At 53.9% G+C, this 22,684-nt stretch carries 19 protein-coding genes; 5 read left to right on the top strand and 14 right to left on the bottom strand.

Annotated elements, in window-relative coordinates; all coding sequences use genetic code 11:
- The first annotated feature begins 51 nt into the window (after positions 1 to 51).
- Both AC6I8X_RS24175 and AC6I8X_RS24170 read left to right on the top strand, forming a co-directional pair.
- On the top strand, positions 52 to 1,482 hold the full coding sequence (locus AC6I8X_RS24175; protein ID WP_497841669.1) for an inositol monophosphatase family protein: 1,431 nt from the start codon (positions 52 to 54) through the stop codon (positions 1,480 to 1,482).
- Entirely contained in the window at positions 1,472 to 2,476 is a 1,005-nt protein-coding gene (locus tag AC6I8X_RS24170) for a LacI family DNA-binding transcriptional regulator (RefSeq protein WP_497841668.1), read from the top strand. Before AC6I8X_RS24175 ends, AC6I8X_RS24170 begins: the two co-directional genes overlap by 11 nt.
- Positions 2,477 to 2,489: 13 nt before the next feature.
- Here the strand turns inward: AC6I8X_RS24170 and AC6I8X_RS24165 are convergent, their stop codons facing one another.
- Positions 2,490 to 3,551, bottom strand: a complete 1,062-nt coding sequence (locus AC6I8X_RS24165) for an NAD(P)H-dependent flavin oxidoreductase (RefSeq protein WP_497841667.1) — start codon at positions 3,549 to 3,551, stop codon at positions 2,490 to 2,492.
- Positions 3,552 to 3,644: 93 nt separating this feature from the next.
- Between AC6I8X_RS24165 and AC6I8X_RS24160 the strand changes: the two genes are divergently transcribed.
- Positions 3,645 to 4,532, top strand: coding sequence for a LysR family transcriptional regulator (locus tag AC6I8X_RS24160; protein ID WP_497841666.1), 888 nt, complete (start codon positions 3,645 to 3,647; stop codon positions 4,530 to 4,532).
- A gap of 14 nt (positions 4,533 to 4,546) precedes the next feature.
- On the opposite strand, the gene AC6I8X_RS24155 is transcribed toward AC6I8X_RS24160, so the two are convergent.
- Complete coding sequence (locus AC6I8X_RS24155; protein ID WP_497841689.1) at positions 4,547 to 5,707, bottom strand: YbfB/YjiJ family MFS transporter; 1,161 nt, start codon at positions 5,705 to 5,707, stop codon at positions 4,547 to 4,549.
- Positions 5,708 to 5,871: 164 nt separating this feature from the next.
- Positions 5,872 to 6,636 (bottom strand): AraC family transcriptional regulator, encoded by a 765-nt coding sequence (locus AC6I8X_RS24150; RefSeq protein WP_497841665.1) that lies wholly within the window; start codon positions 6,634 to 6,636, stop codon positions 5,872 to 5,874.
- A gap of 123 nt (positions 6,637 to 6,759) precedes the next feature.
- On the opposite strand from AC6I8X_RS24150, the gene AC6I8X_RS24145 reads away from it, so the two are divergent.
- On the top strand, positions 6,760 to 7,548 hold the full coding sequence (locus AC6I8X_RS24145; protein ID WP_497841664.1) for a sulfite exporter TauE/SafE family protein: 789 nt from the start codon (positions 6,760 to 6,762) through the stop codon (positions 7,546 to 7,548).
- A gap of 29 nt (positions 7,549 to 7,577) precedes the next feature.
- On the opposite strand, the gene AC6I8X_RS24140 is transcribed toward AC6I8X_RS24145, so the two are convergent.
- The 11 genes from AC6I8X_RS24140 to AC6I8X_RS24090 form a co-directional block, all read right to left on the bottom strand.
- Positions 7,578 to 9,095: an HAL/PAL/TAL family ammonia-lyase gene (locus AC6I8X_RS24140; protein WP_497841688.1), complete on the bottom strand. Its 1,518-nt coding sequence runs from the start codon at positions 9,093 to 9,095 to the stop codon at positions 7,578 to 7,580.
- 85 nt (positions 9,096 to 9,180) lie between these two features.
- A complete protein-coding gene (locus AC6I8X_RS24135) occupies positions 9,181 to 10,053 on the bottom strand; it encodes an ABC transporter substrate-binding protein (RefSeq protein ID WP_497841663.1) in 873 nt (290 codons plus the stop codon).
- Entirely contained in the window at positions 10,050 to 10,778 is a 729-nt protein-coding gene (locus AC6I8X_RS24130; RefSeq protein ID WP_497841662.1) for an ABC transporter permease, read from the bottom strand. The genes AC6I8X_RS24135 and AC6I8X_RS24130 overlap by 4 nt, the downstream gene beginning before the upstream one ends.
- A complete protein-coding gene (locus tag AC6I8X_RS24125) occupies positions 10,775 to 11,425 on the bottom strand; it encodes an ABC transporter permease (protein WP_497841661.1) in 651 nt (216 codons plus the stop codon). Before AC6I8X_RS24125 ends, AC6I8X_RS24130 begins: the two co-directional genes overlap by 4 nt.
- Complete coding sequence (locus tag AC6I8X_RS24120) at positions 11,422 to 12,525, bottom strand: ABC transporter ATP-binding protein (RefSeq protein WP_497841660.1); 1,104 nt, start codon at positions 12,523 to 12,525, stop codon at positions 11,422 to 11,424. The genes AC6I8X_RS24125 and AC6I8X_RS24120 overlap by 4 nt, the downstream gene beginning before the upstream one ends.
- A gap of 70 nt (positions 12,526 to 12,595) precedes the next feature.
- A complete protein-coding gene (gene ertE, locus AC6I8X_RS24115; RefSeq protein WP_497841659.1) occupies positions 12,596 to 13,837 on the bottom strand; it encodes an N-carbamyl-l-glutamate amidohydrolase ErtE in 1,242 nt (413 codons plus the stop codon).
- Positions 13,831 to 15,228, bottom strand: coding sequence for a hydantoin-5-propionate amidohydrolase (ertD, locus tag AC6I8X_RS24110; RefSeq protein ID WP_497841658.1), 1,398 nt, complete (start codon positions 15,226 to 15,228; stop codon positions 13,831 to 13,833). Before ertD ends, ertE begins: the two co-directional genes overlap by 7 nt.
- Positions 15,229 to 15,345: 117 nt before the next feature.
- On the bottom strand, positions 15,346 to 17,655 hold the full coding sequence (locus tag AC6I8X_RS24105) for a molybdopterin-dependent oxidoreductase (RefSeq protein ID WP_497841657.1): 2,310 nt from the start codon (positions 17,653 to 17,655) through the stop codon (positions 15,346 to 15,348).
- Between the two features lie 5 nt (positions 17,656 to 17,660).
- Positions 17,661 to 19,292, bottom strand: coding sequence for an S-methyl thiourocanate hydratase (locus tag AC6I8X_RS24100; protein WP_497841656.1), 1,632 nt, complete (start codon positions 19,290 to 19,292; stop codon positions 17,661 to 17,663).
- A 79-nt stretch (positions 19,293 to 19,371) separates the two neighbouring features.
- Positions 19,372 to 19,974 carry a glutathione S-transferase family protein gene (locus tag AC6I8X_RS24095; protein ID WP_313683663.1) on the bottom strand — a complete coding sequence of 201 codons (603 nt, stop codon included), beginning with the start codon at positions 19,972 to 19,974 and terminating at the stop codon, positions 19,372 to 19,374.
- Positions 19,975 to 19,985: 11 nt separating this feature from the next.
- A complete protein-coding gene (locus tag AC6I8X_RS24090; RefSeq protein WP_313683662.1) occupies positions 19,986 to 21,065 on the bottom strand; it encodes an S-methyl thiohydantoin desulfurase in 1,080 nt (359 codons plus the stop codon).
- Positions 21,066 to 21,382: 317 nt separating this feature from the next.
- On the opposite strand from AC6I8X_RS24090, the gene AC6I8X_RS24085 reads away from it, so the two are divergent.
- Positions 21,383 to 22,657, top strand: a complete 1,275-nt coding sequence (locus AC6I8X_RS24085; RefSeq protein ID WP_497841655.1) for an O-acetylhomoserine aminocarboxypropyltransferase/cysteine synthase family protein — start codon at positions 21,383 to 21,385, stop codon at positions 22,655 to 22,657.
- Positions 22,658 to 22,684: the final 27 nt, after the last annotated feature.

The raw sequence follows: 22,684 nt of genomic DNA, 5'->3' as shown, positions 1-22,684 counted from the left end.
TTGACCAGACCAGGCGATCCCCCTTTTTCTCTTCATCACAGGCAGATAACCTTGATCCATATCGATATAGAACAACGAGAAGCGGCGCTGAAACGCATTATCATCGAGGCGGGAGAGTCCGCGCTGCGTTATTTTCAATCGCGCAAAGCGGGTGAATACCAACTCAAAGGCCATCAGGATATTCTCACCGAAGCCGACACCGCCGTTGAGGCGCTGGTGTTGCAGGCCATCACCGACGCCTTCCCCGACGACCTGGTGCTGGGCGAAGAGAGCGCCCATCCACCCGCCAGTGCAGAGAGTTTGTGGGTGGTAGATCCGATTGATGGCACCGCCAACTATGCCCGCGGCATCACCCATTTCTGCGTGTGTATTGCCTGGGTTCACCAGGGCATCACCGAGTTGGGTGCCATCTACAACCCGGTCAGCAAGGAGCTTTACCAGACGCGCCGTGGTCACTATGCGCTGAAAAATGGCCAACCGTTACACTGTAACGCCATTGACGATATGCAGCAGGCCTCTTTAGAGCTGGGCTGGTCTTCCCGTCATAGTCAGCGCCGCTATCTCGATGTGATGGCTGCCATGCTGAACCAGGGAGCCAGCGTGCGTCGCGGCGGCTCCGGTGCACTGGCGCTGGCCTGGGTCGCGGAAGGACGCACTGATGGTTATGTTGAACTGCATATGAATGCCTGGGATTGTCTCGCAGGCTTGCTGCTGGTACGCGAAGCAGGCGGCCAGACCGGGCCGGTTCCCCGCGATGCAGCCGGTATTTTTAACGGCCTGCCGGTGCTGGCGTCCGCGCCAGGCATCGCGGCCTCCGTTGCACGCGCCTCAGGCATCCCACTGGACACCCCGTCAACGCCGGTCCCGACCCTGGCAACGCATTATCCCCGCCCGCCGCTAAGTTTAATCGTCAGCGATTTTCCCGGCTGGGAGGTGGATATCTATATCGGCGGGTCCAGCGGCGTGTGCGATGCGGCGCTGCTGGCCGAACATGATATTGGTATCGTGATTAACTGCGCGGTGAACCTCGATATCGACTGGGTCACCACCCCGGAAGACCATGCAGCGGCGCATCTGCTGAATCACGGTTCCGGTGCAGTACGTTACTACAAACTCGGCCTGATTGACGGCGACGGCAATGCGCCAGAAATGCTGCATGCCGGGTATTACCTGATGCGCTCGGCGCTCCAGCAGCAGATTCCTGATAAACCCTCCTACCGCAACCGCAAAAGGGGCAATATTCTGGTTAACTGCCGTGGCGGACGCAGTCGCTCCGTCGCGCTGGTGGCATTGTTTATGCACCTTGAATGCCCGCAACGCTATCCCACACTGGATGATGCCCTGGCCGTGGTCCGTGACAAGCGTCAGCTCCAGCCGGATGAATGGTTTGAGACACCGAAACCCTCGCTGACCCGGCTGGCGGAGCATGCCATCGCTATCGAAAACGCACTCAGCGCGGCAGGTTTGCGTCATGAGCGATAAAAATCCGGGTTTTGCCAGCGCCACCGAGGTGGCGCGCCTCGCGGGCGTTTCCCGTTCCGCGGTGTCGCGCACCTTTACCCCTGGCAGCAGCGTTTCGGCGGAGACCCGACGTAAAGTGCTCGCGGCCGCACAGGCGCTTAATTATCACGTCAATCATCTGGCGCGTGGCCTCTCCAAAGAGGCCAGCCGCCCGGTGTGTATCCTCGGCGGCAATCTGGCGTCGCCGTACCAGGCCAGTTTACTGGAGCATCTTACCCGCAGCCTGAATAAATATGGCCGGGCGGTGATGGTGATCAACACCGATGACGGCGAGGACAGCGCCAGAGAAGCCCTGCAACAGACGCTTAACTACCGTTCTACGGCGACCATTGTGTTATCAGGCAAGCCCCCCAGCTCGCTGATTGAAATATGTCTGCAAAGTGGTCAACAGGTGATTGTGATCAACCGCATGGGGCAGTTTGCCGGAGCAGATAGCATTGAGATCGATTACAGCTCGACCATGAATGAAGCCTTTAATCTGCTGGCTAACGCGGGTTGCCAGCGCATCGCGCTGGTGTCCTCCTCTGCGCGCTCGCCAAGTATGGTGATCCGCGAAACCCGCTTTCTGGCAGCCGCGGCTGAAGCCGGAACTCAGGTGTCGCTGGTCAGGCCCGGTAGCGCCAGCTATCAAAGCGGTGTCAATGCTGCACGGGAGCTGCTGAGTCAGACGCCACGCCCGGATGGCGTGTTCTGCGTAACCGACCTTATCGCCTGCGGGTTTATGGATGCAGCGAGATATGAGTTTGGTTTACGCATTCCACAGGATATCAGCGTGATTGGCTTCGATAACATTGAACAGGCCAGCTGGCTGGGTTATCAACTCACCACCTTTTCCCAGCCACTGGCCGAGATGGCCGAAGCCACCTGCGAACTGCTACTGTCCCCCACCGCCGATACGCCGAACCGCCGGGTATTTCAGGCGCTGCTGGTGCGGCGGAATACGTTAATCCTCTGATTTAACATCCGGGTTATGTCCCCTGCCATTCAGCCACCAGCGTTCTGACCAACTCAGCCGCTGGCATCTCACGCGCCAGTGCCGCGCCCTGCCCAGCCCACTGCGCACCAAAGCCCTGCACGCCTTGCGTTAGCGCTGCCGCTGCGAGTGCTTTGCCCAGCGCATACGTCAGTGGATAGGGAGGAATGCTGTCGCGGGAAAAGTCGCGCGTGAAATGACAAAAGTCGTTAGTGATGCACCGGGCCGGGCGGCCAGATATAGCCGATGTCATGGTGGTACTTAAGGCTTTGTCACTTTTCAGCGCCTGCCGGTAAGCTTCGTTTGCGGCAGATTCCGGACACAGCACAAACGCCGTCCCCAGCTGTACACCTGTTGCGCCCAGCTTAAGCATGGCGGCGATACCCGCCCCATCCATTACCCCTCCGGCGCTGATCACCGGCAAACGCGAATACTTACGTATCGCCTGAAGCAGCGTAATGGTACTCAGCTGGTGATCCCCGGCATCCGGGTTGAAGATACCGCGATGACCACCCGCTTCAATCCCCTGCGCCACAATAAAATCAATCCCTGCGGCTTCTGCTGCCAGCGCTTCGCTGACGCTGGTGGCAGTCGCCAGTGTGATAATGCCCCTCGCCCTGATACGTTGCAGGAATTCTGCCGAAGGCAGACCAAAATGGAAACTGACCACCGCCGGTGCGGTGTCGAGCAGTACCTTAAGCATCGCCTCATTACCCTGAAAAGAAGCATAGATTTCAGCCAGTTCAGTGGGAGGCTGCACCTGATAATGATTAAAGAGCTCACCGAATCGGGCAATCCAGGCCTGTTCCCGAACCAGGTCACGCGACACCAGCGCGTGGCAAAATACGTTCACATTCAAGGGTCCGGTGGTCAAAGATTGCGTTGTCCTGATCAGTATTTCAGCCTGCTCTGGGGTGGATGCTCCCACGCTGATAGAGCCAAGCGCTCCGGCATTACTGACGGCGGCGGCCATTGCCGGCGTGGATACGCCCGCCATCGGTGCCTGGATAAGCGGATATTGCAGATTAAGGGTCTGGCACAGAGAAAGGTTATGCATAGTGATCAGTCTGCCTGATGTCATGAGTCTGTGGTCATAACATCCTCTGATGAGATATAATTTTCAATATTGTTTTCAAAATGAGAATGAAAGATGAACCACACTTCACTGGAAATTTTTCGGGTGGTAGCCGAGGAGCTAAGCATAGTGAAGGCGGCAAAGCGTCTGGGGCGCGTGCAGTCCAATATCACCACCCGCATTCAGCTACTGGAAGAAGAACTGGACGCCCTGCTTTTCATTAGGGAAAACAAGAAGCTGCGGCTTTCTCCGCAAGGTAAACAGTTTCTGGTGTATACAAAAAAAATCCTGGGTCTGGCACAGGAAGCGCGTCAGTGTCTGCATCCCACGGTGCCGACCGGTACTCTGGCACTCGGCACGATGGAATCTACCGCCGCAAGCCGCCTGGCCGAGCCACTTGTCGCTTTCAGTCAATCCTGCCCCGAAGCCACCCTCAGTCTGTGCACACTGCCCACCCGTCCCCTGATCGCTAAAGTTTTGCAATCCGAACTGGACTGCGCGCTGGTGTCCCTGCCGGTGGGGAAAGATGGCGACATCGAGTGTCCTGAGAGCCTGGCCTGGCAGCCGTTGTTTATGGAAGATCTGGTGCTGGTGCTGCCCGTCGGCATGAACCTGATCCACAATCTGCGTGATATCAGCGAAGGTCATCTGGCGGCCTTTCCGCAGGGATGCACCTATCGGGACATCGCCACCGCGTTGTTAAGCAAAATGGCGGGCAACGGCAAACAGATCCGCATCCAGGAAGTTGGCTCCTACCACGCCATGCTGGCTTGTGTCGCCTCTGGTGCCTATATGTGTATGCTGCCGGAGAGCGTTCTCCGCTTGTTGCAAATGCCGGAAGGATTGACCGTACTCCCGGCGGGCAGCGCCGTCACTCAACTGGTCTGGCGCAAGGAATTCAGCTCACCTGCCCTGGATAAACTGCGACAGATTTTGCAAAACCATTCAAACCTCGCCGCATAATGACCTGTTCGCCGTTACGCTGACCAGGCAATGGCCGCCGCAGCCAGCAGCGCAGCAGCGGCGGCACCCAGCGAAGGATTAAAAGAGCCGGTGGCGGCATAAAGCGCACCGGCAATCAGCGGACCGGCAATTTGCCCAACGCCATAAGCGGCGGTCATTGCGGCAATCATATTAAAACTCACCACGCCAGCCAGACGTTTTGCTTCGGGCAGAGCCAGAGTGACAGTGCCCATAAAGGTGAAGCCCACCAGCAGTGCACTGATCAGACAGAACAAAAGTGCGTGGCTGAAGGCAGGTAATATTACCCCCACCGCCTGGATACACAGATTCAGCAGTAAACTCTGCCGATAACCCCTGGACATCACCAGACGGTGCCAGAAGAAGCAGGAAGGAACGGCGGCAAGGCCAAAGACTGCCCAGATCTGCACAGGATCAATGCCGGACAACGAGCCTGAAAGGAACAGCGGCAAATAGGTTGCCGTGATGATGTAGCCAAAACCGGCCAGGCCATACACCATCAGCAGACGGTAAGCGGCGCTACGGGTTTCGGTGCCGCCAGACGCCACGGCAGAAGTCGGTCGGTGGTAGTGAATTAGTGTCTCCGGCGGGCTATTAAGGAGCCGGAAGATCAACAGGAAAATGCAACCGGCACTCACCGCACAGAGCAGCCAGATACTCTGGCTGGTTAGCATCAGCGCTTTTCCCAGCGCAATAAACTCCGCAGAGAGAAAGATGCCCAGCCCGACACCGGCATACATCAGCGGCGCACCGTGCGCATGCTTCATATGTTGCAGCAACCATAACGAAGCCGAAATCAGACTGACGGCACTGCACAAACCCGCCATGCCTCGCACCACTATAATCGCCAGCGGTGAACGCAACCAGGCAAGTGCCACGATAGCGGCAAGCGTTGCCAGCACTGACCCCTGACACAAAAGACGGGCATCGCTGGGCCGGGCTTTGGATAATAACAACGCGCCGATCAGATAACCGGTGTAATTGGCTGAAGCAGCGACATTGCCTTCGTTCAGGCTGAGAATGTGTTCATGCAGCATTACCGGCATCACACCGGTAAACGCGAACCGCCCATATCCCATGCCGATAATCAGCACGCCGCAAGCCGCCAGTGACAGTAAAACAGCCCGGATCTCTGGCCGGTACTTCTGCACTGAAATCATTTCTCCTCCATCTGGTGTATAACCTTGCCAAAATAAATCTCATTTTGAGAATTAAATTAAGTTTACGTTCTTTTATTGGGATTCTAAGTGAGATAACGGAGTGGTGGCAAGCGGGTTAGATTATGTTGCGGCGAAAGAGGATCTGATGTGCCACTTCCCGTTCAGGGATGGTATGCCGAGGGAGGCTGGCCCGTTATCCGGCGGAACATGGTTGAAAAGGCGGAACTGCTGTCATATCCCATCGTGAGAGCCACTTCATTGACCGACATGCCTTCAACCAGCTGGCTTAACGCCACGACCACACATGCACGCTGTCGCCAGTCGGAAAACGACATTCCTGTTTGCTGGCGGAAAAAACGGCGGAAAGTGCTGAGGCTCATAAAAAGCTGGCTGGACCAACGCTCAGCAGAATCGTGAATATCTGGTGTACTGATGAAGCTATTGCACAAACGTAGCAGTAATGGATGCGGTGGCAGTGGGATATCAAACTCACGCACCGGCATGGCGGCCAGTTCGCTTAAAAGTAATGCCACCAGCTGATGATCCCGTGTTGAGAAATACAGTGGCGCCAAAGCCACCGCTTCAATCAGCAATTGCCTGAGCAAAGGTGACACCGTAACCACCTTACAACGTTCATCACCGTGCAGGCTTTTAGCCCTGGCAGGGTCGATATACAGACTCCGTGTCGAGACACCGATGAAGGTCACGCTATGGGTGGTTTGTGGCGGAATCCACACCGCGTGCTGGGGAGGTACGGTCCAGTTGCCTGCCTGGGTCGTAACCTGCATCAACCCGGTCGCCCCGTATAACAGCTGCGCGCGACGATGCTGGTGGGGTGGCAAGACATAACCACCTGGATAGTCATTCCCTACCGCAACAACCTCACGTTCAATGTCTTCATAATCATTAATATGAACGTTACGCATTTCTGTCTCGTATGTTGACCGATTGGCAAGGGTAAATGAGCGCTGCGCAAATGTGAAGTCAGCCTCGCGCCTGTCAGACTTTATCTCTCGCGGGAACAGTGACCCGATCAAAAGGAAGACGCAGTGAACGACATTCTCACCCTTATTCTTGTCGGTTTTGCGACCGGTATAACTACGATACTTTTTGGTTTTGGCGGCGGTTTTGTCGTTGTCCCTTTCGTTTATCAACGGCTGTATCATCAGCCAGCACTCGCGGGCTATGCCATGCATATCGCCGTGGCGACATCGACGGCAGTGATGGTGTTCAACGCCGGATGGGCGAGCTGGCAGAACTGGCGGGTTGGCAAACTACATACTCAGGTTGTCTTTCCACTGCTGTGGTTTATCGCTGCGGGCGCGTTCGGGGGTGCCTGGCTGGCTGGTATCCTCACTGATAATGAGGTGAGACTTTTATTTATCCTCTATCTGCTGGCTACTCTGGCGGATTGTTTATTAAGAAAAGGGTTTATGCAGCCTCCTGCTTATAAACCCTTATCTGCCATCACCCTGAGTGCAGGGGGAATAGTCATTGGTTTTATTGCGGCGCTGCTCGGCGTCGGCGGCAGCGTCATGACAGTCCCCTTGTTACGTCGGCATGGTTATGCGATGGAGAATTGTGTAAGTGCGGCCAACCCTTTATCACTGCCAGTGGCGCTGTGTGGTGCAGGCATGTATAGCCTGGGCGGCCCTGCGCTGATCCCGCAGGGCGATTATCTGGGATTCATTAACCTGAAGATTCTGCTGTTACTTACCATGGCGGGCTTTTGCGGCATGTTGTTCAGCCACAAATATATTCCCCGTGTACCGGATGTCTGGCATGCACGAATCTATCTGTTGTTGCTGTTTCTGGTGCTGACAGGGATTCTAATTTGAACATTTAACTTGCCGATATCTGACGCACTTCATGCCATTACCACATCAACAATCTTATTCAGCTCGCCGTTATCAATGAACAGACGAACCGCCGCCAAATCCGGGTACATGGCGCGGTCACGATCGCGAAACACCACTTTTGTTCTGATCAATTGCAGCGCCGCTGAGGTGACAGTTGCGGGTTGTAATGGTGCATGAAAATCCAGTGCCTGGGCCGCGCACAGCAATTCGACACTTAATAAATCGGCCAGATTACGGGTGGCAGCCTGCGCTTTACGCGCAGATGCCGCGCCCTGCGAAATATGATCCTCCTGTCCCGCCACCGTAGACATGGTGTGTACTGACGCCGGGGCCGCCAGCAGGCGGTTCTCAGCAGACAGCGCCGCCGCCACGCAAGGCGAGATGGAGAATGCCGAACCCCCGCCCTGATCAGCGGAAAGAAATCCCGGTAAACCACTCAGATGGCCGTTCACCAGCCGATCGCTGCGGGCCTGCGATATCGTTGATAAAGCGGCAATCGCTATCGCCAGGTGATCAAGCGCCAGTGCCACCGGAGCACCATGCCCATTACCACCAGGCAGGGCGACTAACACGTTATCTTCAACAATAAACACCGGATTATCAGTTAACGAGTTGATTTCTATCTCCAGCACGCGTCGGCACCAGGCGATAGCATCCCGGACCGCACCGTGCACCTGCGGAATACAGCGCAAACTCAGCGCATCCTGCAAGCGATGGTCACGATAGTGAGCCAGGATGGCACTGTCCGCTAAAATTTTCACTAAGCGTTCGGCGGTTTCTATCTGGCCAGGATGCGGACGAAAGCGATGCAAGCGTGCATCGTAACCACGGATATTCCCCTTCATGGCTTCCAGACTCATCGCACCAGCCAGATCGGCCAACTTGATCAGCGCCTCACAGCGGACCAGTGCTATCGCCCCGAGGCCACTGATCTCATAAGTGCCACTGATCAGCGCATGCCCTTCACGCGGCCCCGGTTCACGCACCGCAATACCCGCACGACGCAGTGCTTCAGCGCCGGATAACAGTTCGCCCTGATACCAGGACTCGCCTTCGCCAAATACCGCCAGCCCGATATGCGCCGTCGCAATCAGATACCCCACCGAGCCACCCATTGGGGCGCGGGGAATCACCCCCTGGTTCAGCATTGCCACCATAGTGGCGAGCAATTCAGGTGACACACCACTGGCACCTTTCAGCATAGCCACAATGATGGTTGCCATAATCGCCCTGACATTGCAGGCATCGAGCGGTTCACCAACCCCGCTGGCATGGCTACGCAACATATTCAGTTGGGTGCGTTTGATCTCTTCAGGGGTTAATTTGACGGAATACAAATCACCGATACCGGTTGTCAGACCATAAATTGGCATGCCACTGGTTATTGCGCTCTGCATAAGCATTTGCGTTTTGCGCATATTTTCCAGAGAGGCAGTATCAAGTGAAATCTTAGCCCCGGCAGCGATCGCCACAATATCGTCAACGGAACATCCCTGATCGCTTAATATCACCCGCTCTTGCTTCATTAACACTGCATGCATGAAGTCTTTCATTTCATATCCAGCCGTCATGATAATCAGGTGGAAAAGTTTCCTCTTCCACCGCGTGGAGTTAGTTTATTTTATGTGCTTTAAGCCAGTCATTGGCGATCGTATCAAAATCATCATGATCATTAAGACGCGCATTCATCGCAATCAAATCTTCCGTGGTTAACGCCTGAGAGATCGCATTTAACGTATCACTCACGGTCTTATCTGCCTTATCGGCGGACAGCAAGGGAACGACATTCTGTACCGGATTAAGATTTTTAGTATCTTTTAACGACACCAGATTTTTGGTGTTAATAGCAGGATCGGTGGAGAACACACAGGCAACATTCACCTGCCCGTGTTCCAGGGCAGAAAGCGTCAGCGGACCACAGACATCCAGCGTTTTATAGGATTTAAAATTCAACCCATAGACTGATTTCAATCCGGGGATCCCTTCCGGACGGGTTTTCCATTCTGCCGGACCGCCGAGGATCATATTTTTACTGTGATCCTTAAGATCATCGATATCTTTCAGATTATATTCACTGGCGGTTTTCTTCGTTACCGCGAGGGTCACCACATCCTGAGCCTGTGAGGGCGTCAGCATGGCAATCCCTTTTGGCAACACCTTCTTCAGGTCACTGGTCACTTGATCGCTGCTTTTCGCCGTAGAATTCTTATCAAAATATTGCAGAGCCGCACCGGTATATTCCGGAATCAGGTTGATCGAGCCATCAGTGAGCGCGGGCATGTATACCTCCCTGCTGCCAATATTCATTTTCCTTTCAACATGAATATTCTTCGCTGCCAGCGCATCCGCATAAATAGTCGCTAACAGCTGGCTTTCAGGAAAATCCGCCGATCCGACAATAATCGTCGTTGGCGTTGCCGCATAGGATGCCTGAGCAAACGCGAGAGAAAACAGTGACACGGCAAATAAATGACTCAATTTCATTTAAGCAGACTCCGGTTGCGTGTAGAAAATAAACGAATGGGTGATTTCAGCAGGGACTCCCGCCGTAAAATACCAGGGGAAACAATGATTCTGATCAGCAGTGAATAAAAGCAATCAACAAGCAGTGCCAGCAATGCCACCAGCACTGCGCCAGCAATCATCTGTTGGTAATCGTTTTGTGCGCGCCCATCAATAATTAACCGTCCCAGACCGCCTAATGAAACATAAGCAGCGATGGTGGCGGTGGAGATGATTTGCAGCGTTGCGCTACGAATACCTGAAATAATCAAGGGTAAGGCACAGGGTAATTCTACGGTTAATAACAGACGTAAGTCGGAATATCCCATTCCTCTGGCAGCATCAATCACGGTACGATCGATACTGGTGATTCCCGACCAGATGCCAAGCATGATCGAAGGCAGTGCCAGGGCAATTAACACAATCAGGCTCGGGATGATAAAGGCTAAATCCGAGGTAAAAACCGGCCCCAGAACAATCACCAGGATAATGATCAGGCCAAATGAAGGCAAAGCCCGCAGAGCGTTGGCGCAACCGAGTAATAATCGTTCACCTTTGCCGGTATGGCCGCAGTAACAACCAATCGGAAAGGCCACGATCATGGTACAAATCAGGGCAACCGCGCTGTAAATCAGATGTTGGTAGATCAGTACCCATAAGCCGCCATCGCCCGTCCAGTGTGCGCCATCAGCAAACCAGTCAATCATGATTTTCTCCTTGCCGGTTGCCACAGCACCAGACGACGGGTGCCATAGACCACCAGGTTATCGAGGATAAAGGCCAGCAGAATGCACAACACCACCCCGGCGATGATCGGCGTCAGAAATTGCAGCTGAAAACCCTGGGTAAACAAACTGCCTAATTGTGGCGTGCCCACCAGCGCCGCAATCGAGACAATGCTGACGTTAGAGACGATGGCAACACGGATACCTGCGGCAATCACCGGTATGGCGATCGGCAGATCGATGGCGACAAATTGCTGCAAGGGTTTGTATCCCAGGGCGAGAGCCGCCTGGCGGATATCTGGCGCGACGGAATCCAGTCCATCGCATACCGTACGCACCAATAAGGCGAAGGCGTAAATTGTCAGCGCCACCACCACATTGATGGTGTCGAGAATGCGTGTTCCCAGCACGGCGGGCAGCAAAATAAACAGCGCCAGCGAGGGAATGGTATAAAGCAGGCCAAACAGATTGAGGATGAGCGCTTTCAGGCGCGGTACAGCCTGAATTAAGCGTCCAATCGGGATAGCCAGCAATAAGCCGATCAACACCGGCACCACAGACAGCCAGAGATGCCAGATAAACAGCTGGAAGATCTGATCGCTTTGCCGCAATAACCAATCAAACCTCATAACCCCACCTCCTTATTACTGGCACGCAGGGTTTCCAGCACATTATCAAAATCCATTGCCCCTAACAGGCGTTGCTGGTCATCAACAATAATGCCCCTTTGGCAGGGAGAGCTGAGAACCGCGTCCGTCAGCTGACGTAACGTGCCGGATAACGGCGAGAAAGTGCTGCCAAGATTAATGTCGTGCAGGTCAACGATTGCTGCCGTGGTCTGTTCCACATCAAACCATCCCAGCGGTTTCTGATCTTCGGTGACCAGGATCCAGCGCCCCTGAGCCAGCGCTCTGGCGTTGGCCACACTCTCGCCCACGCTGATACTGGGTTCAGGTTGCAAAGGCAACTGTGGGTGCAAAGGGCTGAAAGTTAAGCGGCGATAACCACGATCCCGGCCAATAAAATCAGCAACAAACGGGCTTTTAGGCGCGGTAAGCAATGTCGCCGGAGATGCCATTTGCGCCAGTCTGCCACCCGGCATCAGCACCGCGACCTGGTCTCCCAGCTTCATCGCCTCATCAATATCGTGGGTGACCATGATGATGGTTTTGCCAATTTCCCGTTGCAGACGGAGAAATTCATCCTGCAGCTGTTCACGCACCACCGGGTCAACCGCACTGAATGGCTCATCCATCAGCATAAATTCCGGGTCAGAAGCCAGCGCCCGCGCAACACCAACGCGCTGCTGCTGTCCGCCCGAAAGCTGCCAGGGATAGCGGGTTGCCAGTGCTGCCGATAACCCCACCCGTTCCAGCAATTCGTGTGCCGTTTTTCGCGCTGCCTGGCGGGTTGCACCGTTGAGAATGGCAGTCACGGCGATGTTATCAATGATGTTTTTATGCGGAAAAAGCCCCGCATTCTGAATGACATAGCCAATTCTTCTGCGCAGTTTGACCACGTCCATTTCTTCAATGGACTGACCATTGAGTAAAATTTTCCCCGATGAATGCTCAATTAACCGATTAATCATGCGTAATGTGGTGGTTTTGCCACATCCTGATGGCCCGACAAGAATGGTGAGCTTCCCGGTCGGTGCCGTTAAGGACAGCCGGTCAACAACCAACGTGCCATCTTCATAATGTTTGGTGACGTTCTCGAACGAAATCATGATTAATCCACTACCTTATTTTCTGTGCCGCCCCGCAATGAACGCTAAATGAGAGGCGGCAATCTGGTGTTCAGGAGTCGCGCTGGTCAAAAGCGATTAAAGAATCCAGTAATACGCTGATACCACGCGCCAGTTGTTCTTGTGATGTCCACTCTTCCGGACAGTGGCTTTTGCCGAGCAGGCTGGGAACAAACAGCATTGCTGCGGGGGCGAGGGTGGCGATAAAGGCGCTATCGTGCCCGGCACCGCTGGGCATGACCCGGGATAGCCATCCGCGCTGCTGGCATGATTGCTCAATCAACGCCATCAGCTGCGGGTGACATAAGGTCGGATGGGTGTCCGTCAGGACTTCAAAATCATGCAACGAGACGCTGCACTCCTCCGCTGCCTGTGCGGCGATCGCTCGCAGTGATGCGGCGAATGTCTCCATCAACGCGTGATTGTCTGAACGGATGTCAAACACCAGCCTGACTTCACCCGACACCACATTGCTGGCGTTGGGTGAGGCGAAAATTTGCCCGCAGGTAACAGTCAGATGGTGATCAGTGGTTTTAAGTACCGCACGCGCATGGCTATCGGCACGCTGAATCACGTTGGCCGCCGCCACCAGCGCATCCTGACGCATCGCCATCGGTGTAGTACCGGCATGAGCGGCCTGGCCGCTTAACGTCAGCGTCAGACGTAAAATCCCGACAATGCCGCTGACAATACCGATATCCTCCTCGTGATGTTCGAGGATCTGCCCCTGTTCAATGTGCAGTTCAAAACTGGCGGTGATGTCGTTTCTGACAGACAGCTGGTCAGGATTGCCGCCCATACGCCGTACCGCCTCCCGCAGCGTTTCTCCACTTACCGGGTGTGGTGTCGCCAGTAATTTTTCATCGAGAAAGCCACTGATTCCCCGGCTGCCGACGCAGGAAACACCCCATTCGCTGGGTTCTTCCGCGAGAAAATCGATGATTTCAAGGGTGTGCCGTGGCCGGTAACCGGCATGGCTCATGGCTGCCACGCACTCCAGCCCGGCAATCACCCCGGCGATACCGTCAAAGCGCCCGCCCCCTGGCACGGTATCGCTGTGAGAGCCTATAACGACAGTTCCCGCGTCAGGATCAGTCCCCTGGAGGGTACCAATCAGATTGCCCGCGCTATCAATGCGTGTTGCCAGCCCCAGCTCCTGCATCAGTTGGGTTAACCAGCCGCGTCCTTGCAGGAAACGATCGCTGAACGAACGACGCGTGTAGGGTTGCGCCGGGTCGGTGTACTGGCTCAGGGTTTGCAGCCATTGCCACATCCGATTGTCGTTGATCAGCATGTGCCCGGCTCCTGACGGCGGGTCTGTGGCGACACAAACTGGCCATTGCCGGGTGCTGCCGTCACCACATTGTTGGCATAGACCCATTCACCACGCAGCATGGTGCGTTGAACCCGGTAATAGATTTCGCGTCCATCATAAGGAGACCAGCCAGAGAAGTTATTGCCGCTGGCCGCCGCCGAATAGATATAAGGATCGCGTTTAATGATGATCAGATCGGCATCTTTGCCGCATTCCAGTGCGCCTTTGCAATTATCCAGTTTAAACAACCGCGCCGCGTTATAACTCAGCACTTTCGCCAGATGATGAAAGGCCACATTGCGTTGTTCAGCACCGGTTAACGCCAGCGTCACCAGCAGTTCGAGACCAGACGCCCCTGAAGCGTTTTCAAACATATTGGCGGATTGTTTGCGATCCAGTGACCAGCTAACGTGATCGGTGGAAAGGACGGTAATATTTCCCTGTTCCAGATGTTGCCACAAGGCTTCACGCTCCGCTTTCTGGCGCACCGGTGGATTAATTTTTGCCTTTCCGACCAGCCGGGCAACATCTTCTTCTTCGCTGAGTGTTAAATAATGCAGGCAGGTTTCGACGGTCACATCGTATCCCTGGTCACGATAACTCTTGCATAATTGAATACCACGGCCATTCGAGCAGTGAACAATATGCGCACGACAACCTGTTTCCGCACCCAGTTCATACACTTCGGCACTGGCGATATTTTCCGTATAACGAGGACGGGAAAGATTATGCGCACGATAGTCGGTGATATTTTCCTGTTTCAATTTTTCAATCAGGAATTTAACCGACTCATCATTTTCGTTATGCACGCCGGCAATTAAACCCAGCGAGGCGATTTCACTAAAACATTCATGCAGCATATGCGGGGCAATACGCGGGAAACGCTGAGCATCGGTGCCGAAACTGGAGAATTTAAAACCGATGGCACCGGCCTGTGCCATCGCCGCCAGATGTTGTTTGCCTTCCTCTGGATGAACCGTGCCATACAAAGCAAAATCAACCCTGACCTGCGCTTCTGCTTCTGCTCTTTTCAGGTTAAACAGTTCTTCGTTGCAGATTAAACGCCCGGCATCATAAGGCATATCCACGATGGTGGTCACACCGCCCGCAGCAGCGGCCTTCGTTGACCAGATAAAATCTTCATTGTCTTTCTGACTGCGGCTGTGAACCTGAGCATCAATCGCACCGGGGAAAATATAGCTACCACGATAATCAATAACCTCATTCGCTTCAGGCACGCCCTCTTCTGCTGAACCTACCGCGACAACGAGTCCCTGGTTAATCGCGACAAAACCGTCATCAATCATTCTGTCGGCCAGAACAACGATACCTGTGATGACCTTTTCACATGTGAATTTCTGCGAAGACATATTCATACCTTTTTAAATTTAAATGAATACCACTGCAAATCGGAATGAAATCACCCTGGCTGTTAAAACCGCATGACTACTTCTCACGCATTATTTAATGCTGAATAATCCGCAGACTTATTCGGTCTGGTAATAAATATCCGGCGGGGTAAATGCCGTAACAGGCGGTGCTATGCCTGCATAGCGCTCAATTTCCACTAACAGAGAATTACAACTGGGTCCCTGCGCGAGCGGAGAACTGCCCTTATCCTGCGTCAGGACATTGGGATTGCCATGCTTATCCAGGCAACCATCGTCAAGATAGATCGGGTCAAACCAGGCACCGGTGGGCAGTTGCGCCACCCCGGGTATCAACGTATCCGTTAGCCTCACCCCGGCAAGACATTGACCACGCGCGTTGTAAATGCGCACGATGTCGCCCTCGCCAATCCCCCGCGCATCGGCATCAGTTGCATTCATCAGCAGACGATTACGTCCGGCAACTTTTCCGGCGCGGCTGTGTTTGCCGTGATCATACTGGCTGTGCAATTTGTCCGCGGGCTGTGGCGATAACAGATGAATCGGATAATGCCGGGCCAGATCCGATCCCAGCCATTCATCCGGTGCCAGCCACACCGCATGCCCCGGGCACTGCGCATAACCAAAATCGGCAACCTGCTGTGAAAACAATTCAATGCGGCCCGAAGGCGTGCGCAGAGGATGAGCCAGCGGATCGGCACGAAATTCTGCCAGCAGGTTGAAATGGCTGTCAGTTAACGGGAAGGTAGTGACTTCCTGTTGCCAGAACTGGGTAAACGGCGGCAATTGCGGATTGCGGCTGCGCGATTGCTCATAAAGTTCAGCAACCCAGTCTTCTGCTGTTTTCCCCTCGGTGAACGACGCTTCAAAACCCATCAGTCGCGCCAGTCCCTGGAAAATACGGTAATCATCCCGCGCTTCCCGGAAAGGTGGGATCGCCTGCTTCATCGCCACCACGGTGTTATCGCGGTTCACCAGCGCCAGATCGTTGCGCTCGAATGAAGTGGTGACTGGCAACACAATATCGGCATGACGTGCGGTGGCCGTCCAGAATGGTTCCTGCACGATAATGGTTTCCGGTTGCTGCCAGGCTTCAACCAGACGATTAAGATCCTGATGATGATGAAAAGGGTTACCGCCCGCCCAGTACACCAAACGAATATCCGGGTAACGCAGCGTCTTGCCGTTAAAGGCATATTCCGCGTGCGGTGACAGCAGCATATCGGCCAGCCGGGCCACCGGGATACTGTCCTCAACCGGATTCTTCCCCTGCGGCAGACTTGGCCAGCGATAGCCCAGTTCATCCTGACCCACGCCGTTCAGACAGGCGTAGCCGAAACCGAATCCACCACCCGGTAAACCGATATCCCCAAGTAAAGCAGCCAGGGTCACAGCGGCCCAGTAGGGCTGCTCGCCGTATTCCGCGCGCTGAATGGCCCAGTTAACCATGATCATGGTGCGCTTCGCGGCGATTAACTCTGCCAGCTCGATAATCTTTGCCTGCGGAATGTCACAGATCTGCGCAGCCCACGCCGCATCCCTGGTTATGCCATCGTCCTGACCCTGTAAATAGGCCAGAACCTGATCGAAACCCACGGTATAACGCTGAATAAACGCCATATCGTGCCGTTGCTGCCGGATCAATTCACTGCACAGCGCCAGCATCAACGCGGTATCGGTATTCGGGCGGATGGGTAGCCAGTCACACGCCATCTGCTCCGGCATATCCTGGCGGCAGGGCGAAACATTAATAAACTGCACGCCCTGCTCAGCAGCATGTTGTAGCGCCTGCTGATGATTGTGCCTGCCGACGCCGCCGCCCTGAATCTGGCTATTGCGGCCAGGTAAGCCACCAAAAGTCAGCACCAGGCCGCTATGATTGGCGATCTGCTCCCAGGTGGTGTAGTGACTCACCAACCCGCGCTGATTGCCAATGATATACGGCAGAACCACCTCACCTGCCGCGGATGAGTAGGTATTCTCTGAGCCGGTATAGCCCCCGGCCAGATTCAGAAAACGATGGATCTGACTTTGGGCATGATGGAAACGTCCAGCGCTGGCCCAGCCGTAGGAACCTGCATAAATCGCCGGGTTACCATATTGCCGCCGCACACGATCCAGCTCTCCCGCCACCAGCCCCAGTGCTTCGTCCCAGGACACCTCGATAAATTCATCCCGGCCCCGCGGCTTACGATCGCGTGGGGTTTTATCCAGCCAGCCACGTCGGATCAAAGGACGAGCAATGCGCACCGGACCATCAACCGCTTCCGGCAACGATTCACCAATCGGCGAGGGTTCCGGATCATCTGCCCAGGGCTGCACGCCGACAATGGTCGCGTTCTCAATCTGCAACTGGTAAATCCCCCAGTGCGTTGAGGTCAGAACGGAGCGCGTGGATGACTGTGACATCGATATCAGCCCCTGAACTGTGCCGCAATACCCAGCCCGGATTCGATAGCGAGATCAACCGCTGTCTCATAACCGGCACTGGCATGGCGCAGGATTCCGATACCGGTATCGTTATCCATCACGCGGGCTAAACGCCCGGCAGACTCTTCATCCCCCGTTGCCACGGTGGTGACCCCGGCAGATACCCCCCAGTTGCCTAAAGAGTGCACGGCGACCAGATCGGCACCTGAACCACAGTTGAGCAGAGCATTGAGAATCGGCCAGTCAGCAATCGCGTCGGAACCGTCCGCCATATTTTCCGTTTCACGATGCGGTAAACTGGCAGAACCTGAATCGAGATGATCACGGGTAAAAGCGATAGGCCCAATTTCACCCGCCGCCACCAGCTGGTTCACCGCCAGCGCCAGCTTTTTGCGTTCGCCGTACCCCATCCAGCCAATACGCGCCGGCAAACCGGTGAACTGCACATGTTCTTTGGCGGTTTTTATCCAGTCAACGATGCGCTGATTTTCCGGGAACAACTCAAGCACCAGCTCATCAATCTTATAGATGTCCAGGGGATTGCCGCTCACTGCGAGCCAGCGGAATGGGCCGATGCCCTGGCAAAACAGGGGGCGAATAAACAGTTCAATAAAGGAATGGATGTCAAAGGCGGCGCTGACGCCCGCTTCGCGGGCATATTTGCGCAGGTTGTTACCATATTCAAAAACAATGGCACCACGCGACTGCAACGTCAGCATGGCTGAAACATGCTGATTGAGTGTGGCATACGATAATGCCTTTAATCTTTCCGGATCGGTCTGACGCAGGCTGGCAACCTCTTCGGGCGTCACACCCAGCGGGAAATAGCCGTTAACCGGGTCAGCGATGGTCTGGTCAGTTACAATGTCCGGTGTCAGATTGCGCTCAACCAGGATGCTCAGGACTTCGGCGATATTCCCGACTAAACCAACGGAAATCCCTTTACCGGCAGACTGCGCCTCGGCGCACAGGGCCAGCGCTTCATCCAGCTCATAGGTCAGCACCTGGCAGTAGCCACTGTCGAGACGGCGCTGAATTTTTCTCGCGTCCACTTCCACCACCAGCGTTGCGGCCCCGGCCAGTTGCCCGGCAAGTGGTTGCGCGCCACTCATGCCACCGCATCCGCCCGTGACAATCAGCCGACCCGCCAGGCTGCCAGAGAAATGCTGGCGCGCTGCGGACATAAAGGTTTCATAGGTGCCCTGCAAAATGCCCTGGCTGCCAATATACTGCCAGGCTGCCGCCGTCATGCCCGGCATGATCGTCAACCCAGCCCGTTCCAGCGCACGATAGTCATCATCGCCAGCCCAGCCACCGACAACATTGCCATTTGCCATCAGGACCACCGGCGTGGTGTTTTGTGAAGAGAAAATGCCGACTGGCTTGCCGGATTGCATCACCAGCGTCTGATCGGTTTCCAGCCGTTTTAATGCCGCAACCGTGTGATCGAAACTGGTCCAGTCGCGTGCTGCTTTTGCCCAGGCCATATAAATCACCAGCTGGTCCGGGTTCTCGGCATTTTCCAGATTATTTTCCAGCATTCTGAGAATGGCTTCCTGACGCCATCCTTTACAACGCAATTCGCTACCCCGCTGGGCAGTGATGTGACGAGACATAATTATGATCCTGAAAGGTCGAAAAATTAACCCTGGCAGCAACGTCGTGCAGCCCACCTGTTAGCGAAAGAAATAATAATCAGGCATTCACCAGATTTTCATAACCGGGAATATCTTTGAAATTACCAATCCAGCGTTGAATAGCTGGCCATTCCGCTAAGTTATATCCACCTTCTTCTGCCATCGAGATATAAGGATAAAGGCTGAAATCGGCCACACTTAAACTTTCCCCGGCGATCCAGCTACTGTTCTCCAGCGCCTGATTAACATGGGTAAGAGCGACTTTCCCCAACTCCATATAATGCGCAATGATATCGGCAAACTTTTCACGCTGGTTCGTCATGGTATAAAAACGCGGATAGGCCAGAAAACGCAATAAGTCCGCCTGTTCAAAGAACAACCATGCATTAATTTTGCATCGCATAACCGGATCGGCAGGCAGCAATGACGAACCTTCGGCAAAATAAAGCAGGATAGCATTTGACTCATTAAGGTGACGCCCGTCAGCAAGTTCAACTACCGGGATACGGGCAAATGGGTTTCTTTTTTTGAAGGCTTCTTCTTTATGTTTACCTTCCGCCAGGTTTAAGGTTTCCCTGGTGTAGGGGATTTGCAAAAAATTCAACATCAATCTAATTTTCCATGCGTTGCCGGAAAGTTTGCTGTCATACAACTTAATCATAATACGTCCTGTTATTTTGCGTTTATATATGAGTACAGTTCCAGCCCAAGCCCTTGCTCGATCTCTGCAAATACCACCGGGTCCAGAGCGCCTTTGCCCAACGGGAATGTGGAATGGTGCGCAATAATAATGCTGACTTCCTGGCCCACTTTCATCGTTGAAATGGCAATCGGGTCTCCGGTCAATGCATCGACAGAACCAATCATGTCCGGGAATGTCGCCAGACGAGCATCGTCTTTTTCGGCCGTCATATATTCATTGTAAACCCCAAGACGCAGGGTCTCAGTGCCATCGGTTATGGTGACAAAACCAATGTCGAAGCCATCCTGATAGACCACATCGTTCGTTACCACTTTACCGGTCAGAATGACTTCTCCCCCCATAAAGGCGGCGGCGGCACTAGCCCGGGCCAATCCCTGGGGGGCGGATAACATCGCCTTGCCGAGTTCAATCTGGAACGATATGGCCCCGGCAGCCCCATTTTCACGAATAAAATCAGCCTGATAAGGGCCTCTCGCTGAGGCTACCAACCCACCACTGATGGTGGCGCAATGGCGCATGACCTGGGAAGTTTTGATCAAATTCCCTTCAGCGACGACGGCAATTTTTGACCCGGATGAGGCAAAACCTGCCTGCGCAACCTGAACAATCGAGATATCCGGTCTGGAGGCCAGTCCCATTCCGCCCATTTTCACGGTTGGGTGCCCACGGCCATTGGCAGCCGCGTCAATGTAGGGCAGATCCAGGGCCGCAGCCACCAGCCAGCCATTAAATCCGGGTACATGACCACACATCACACCGGCAGGTTTGCGTCCGAGCTTTTCAATCAGATTTTCGGCGGCAGTAATATGATCTTTTAACACCAGTTCTGGTTGGGCAAATCCTGGCGCACCTACTGATGTGGAAATTAATACATACCCTTCAGGATCGATTTCATCCAATTCCGCCAGCTTGACAATATTAAGACCCAGTGCCACTTCAGCCGCGAGATCGTGTTTCTCCAGAGAATTATTAACACCACTCCCCCCCGCCGAGAGCAATAACCCACCATACATTGCAGGCTGGACATCTTTTAAACTTAACTCTCTCATGTATCAACCACCGTAGTCGTGTTTTTTAATTCTAAGTTTATTAGAAAATAAAATAAGGCGTATTTTCCTGTTCGTTGCAAGCCGGATGCCAGTTAACAAAACCGTTTTTGATTCCTCTTTATTAATAACAACCGTTCTTTTTATGCACAAAAAGAGTGCGCGCGCACCATGCATCGCACCAAATTGGACATTTTTAAAATATTAGCTGATGAGAACGAAAGATGCAGGGATTGAAGAATTGATCGGGATGCATTACATCTAATGCTCAATTTATCAGATTCGATACCTCCCGTATTACTTATCTCAAGGAGATAATAATGAAAGATGCCACCCTTGCTATTCACGCTGGCTTCCAGTGCGACCCGGTAACCAAAAGTGTTGCCGTGCCTATTTATCAGAATGTCGCTTATGAATTCGACAGTGCCCAGCACGCCGCCGACCTTTTTAATCTGGAGGTGCCGGGTAATATTTATAGTCGGATCATGAATCCAACCAATGATGTTCTGGAGAAGCGCATGGCTGCCCTGGAAGGGGGGATTGGTGCGCTCGTATTATCTTCCGGCAGTGCCGCAATAACCTGCGCCATTCTGGCGTTAGCGCGTGCCGGAGACAGCATTGTCGCGACACCGCAATTGTATGGCGGCACCTATACCCTGTTAGCGCATATGTTGCCGGGCCTCGGCATCAAAGTGATTTTTGCCGAAAATGACAGCCCCGAGGCTATCGAAAAAGCTATCGAACAAAATACCAAAATCGTTTTCTGTGAAAGTATTGGTAATCCCGCCGGTAATATCATTGATATCGCCGCCCTGGCGCAGGTTGCCCATCAACATCACATTCCTTTAATGATTGATAACACCGTTGCTTCGCCGGTGTTATGCAAACCGATTCAGCATGGTGCCGACATTGTTGTCCATTCCCTGACCAAATACGTTGGCGGTCATGGCAATTCATTGGGTGGCGTCATTGTGGATAGCGGGAAATTCCCATGGCATTTGCATCCAGAGAAATTCTCCTGCCTGACGACCCCTGAGCCTGCTTATCATGGCGTGGTGTATACCGAAAGCTTCGGTGAGGCAGCATTTATCGCGCGTGCGCGCACGGTTCCGCTGAGAAATACCGGCGCTGCCCTGTCTCCGATGAATGCCTTTTTATTGATGCAGGGCCTCGAAACACTGACACTGCGCATGAAAGCTCATGTGGCCAACACGCTGCAGGTGGCGAAGTTTTTGCAACAGCATCCGGCGGTTTCCTGGGTTAATTACGCCGGATTGCCCGAACATCCCCATCATGCACTTGCTCAGCGTTATATGCAGGGTTTACCTTCCGGGATTCTATCCTTCGGTTTAACAGGCGGCTTCAAGGCCGGTGAGACATTCTACGATGCGCTCAATCTTTTCAAACGCCTGGTCAATATTGGTGACGCACGTTCTCTTGCCTGCCATCCCGCCTCAACAACGCATCGTCAGTTAAACGAAGCTGAATTGCTTGCTGCGGGTGTCTCGCCAGAAATGATTCGTCTGTCGGTGGGTATCGAAGATATTGACGATATTCTAAATGATTTAAGCCAGGCGCTTGACCGGGTAAGCTAAATCACTTTTCGTTCAGACAGCGATTTC

Source organism: Pantoea sp. X-Soil-TKNS-1280 (assembly GCF_059730475.1).
The sequence above is the reverse complement of the archived record's forward strand: the minus strand, read 5'-3'. Positions and strand labels throughout refer to the sequence as shown.

Excerpts from the sequence above, each read along its gene's own strand:
- AC6I8X_RS24170 (WP_497841668.1), top strand. The coding sequence starts at position 1,472 with ATGAGCGATAAAAATCCGGGTTTTGCCAGCGCCACCGAGGTGGCGCGC.
- AC6I8X_RS24165 (WP_497841667.1), bottom strand. The coding sequence starts at position 3,551 with ATGCATAACCTTTCTCTGTGCCAGACCCTTAATCTGCAATATCCGCTT.
- AC6I8X_RS24160 (WP_497841666.1), top strand. The coding sequence starts at position 3,645 with ATGAACCACACTTCACTGGAAATTTTTCGGGTGGTAGCCGAGGAGCTA.
- AC6I8X_RS24150 (WP_497841665.1), bottom strand. The coding sequence starts at position 6,636 with ATGCGTAACGTTCATATTAATGATTATGAAGACATTGAACGTGAGGTT.
- AC6I8X_RS24140 (WP_497841688.1), bottom strand. The coding sequence starts at position 9,095 with ATGAAGCAAGAGCGGGTGATATTAAGCGATCAGGGATGTTCCGTTGAC.
- AC6I8X_RS24135 (WP_497841663.1), bottom strand. The coding sequence starts at position 10,053 with ATGAAATTGAGTCATTTATTTGCCGTGTCACTGTTTTCTCTCGCGTTT.
- AC6I8X_RS24130 (WP_497841662.1), bottom strand. The coding sequence starts at position 10,778 with ATGATTGACTGGTTTGCTGATGGCGCACACTGGACGGGCGATGGCGGC.
- AC6I8X_RS24125 (WP_497841661.1), bottom strand. The coding sequence starts at position 11,425 with ATGAGGTTTGATTGGTTATTGCGGCAAAGCGATCAGATCTTCCAGCTG.
- AC6I8X_RS24120 (WP_497841660.1), bottom strand. The coding sequence starts at position 12,525 with ATGATTTCGTTCGAGAACGTCACCAAACATTATGAAGATGGCACGTTG.
- ertE (WP_497841659.1), bottom strand. The coding sequence starts at position 13,837 with ATGCTGATCAACGACAATCGGATGTGGCAATGGCTGCAAACCCTGAGC.
- ertD (WP_497841658.1), bottom strand. The coding sequence starts at position 15,228 with ATGTCTTCGCAGAAATTCACATGTGAAAAGGTCATCACAGGTATCGTT.
- AC6I8X_RS24105 (WP_497841657.1), bottom strand. The coding sequence starts at position 17,655 with ATGTCACAGTCATCCACGCGCTCCGTTCTGACCTCAACGCACTGGGGG.
- AC6I8X_RS24100 (WP_497841656.1), bottom strand. The coding sequence starts at position 19,292 with ATGTCTCGTCACATCACTGCCCAGCGGGGTAGCGAATTGCGTTGTAAA.
- AC6I8X_RS24095 (WP_313683663.1), bottom strand. The coding sequence starts at position 19,974 with ATGATTAAGTTGTATGACAGCAAACTTTCCGGCAACGCATGGAAAATT.
- AC6I8X_RS24090 (WP_313683662.1), bottom strand. The coding sequence starts at position 21,065 with ATGAGAGAGTTAAGTTTAAAAGATGTCCAGCCTGCAATGTATGGTGGG.
- AC6I8X_RS24085 (WP_497841655.1), top strand. The coding sequence starts at position 21,383 with ATGAAAGATGCCACCCTTGCTATTCACGCTGGCTTCCAGTGCGACCCG.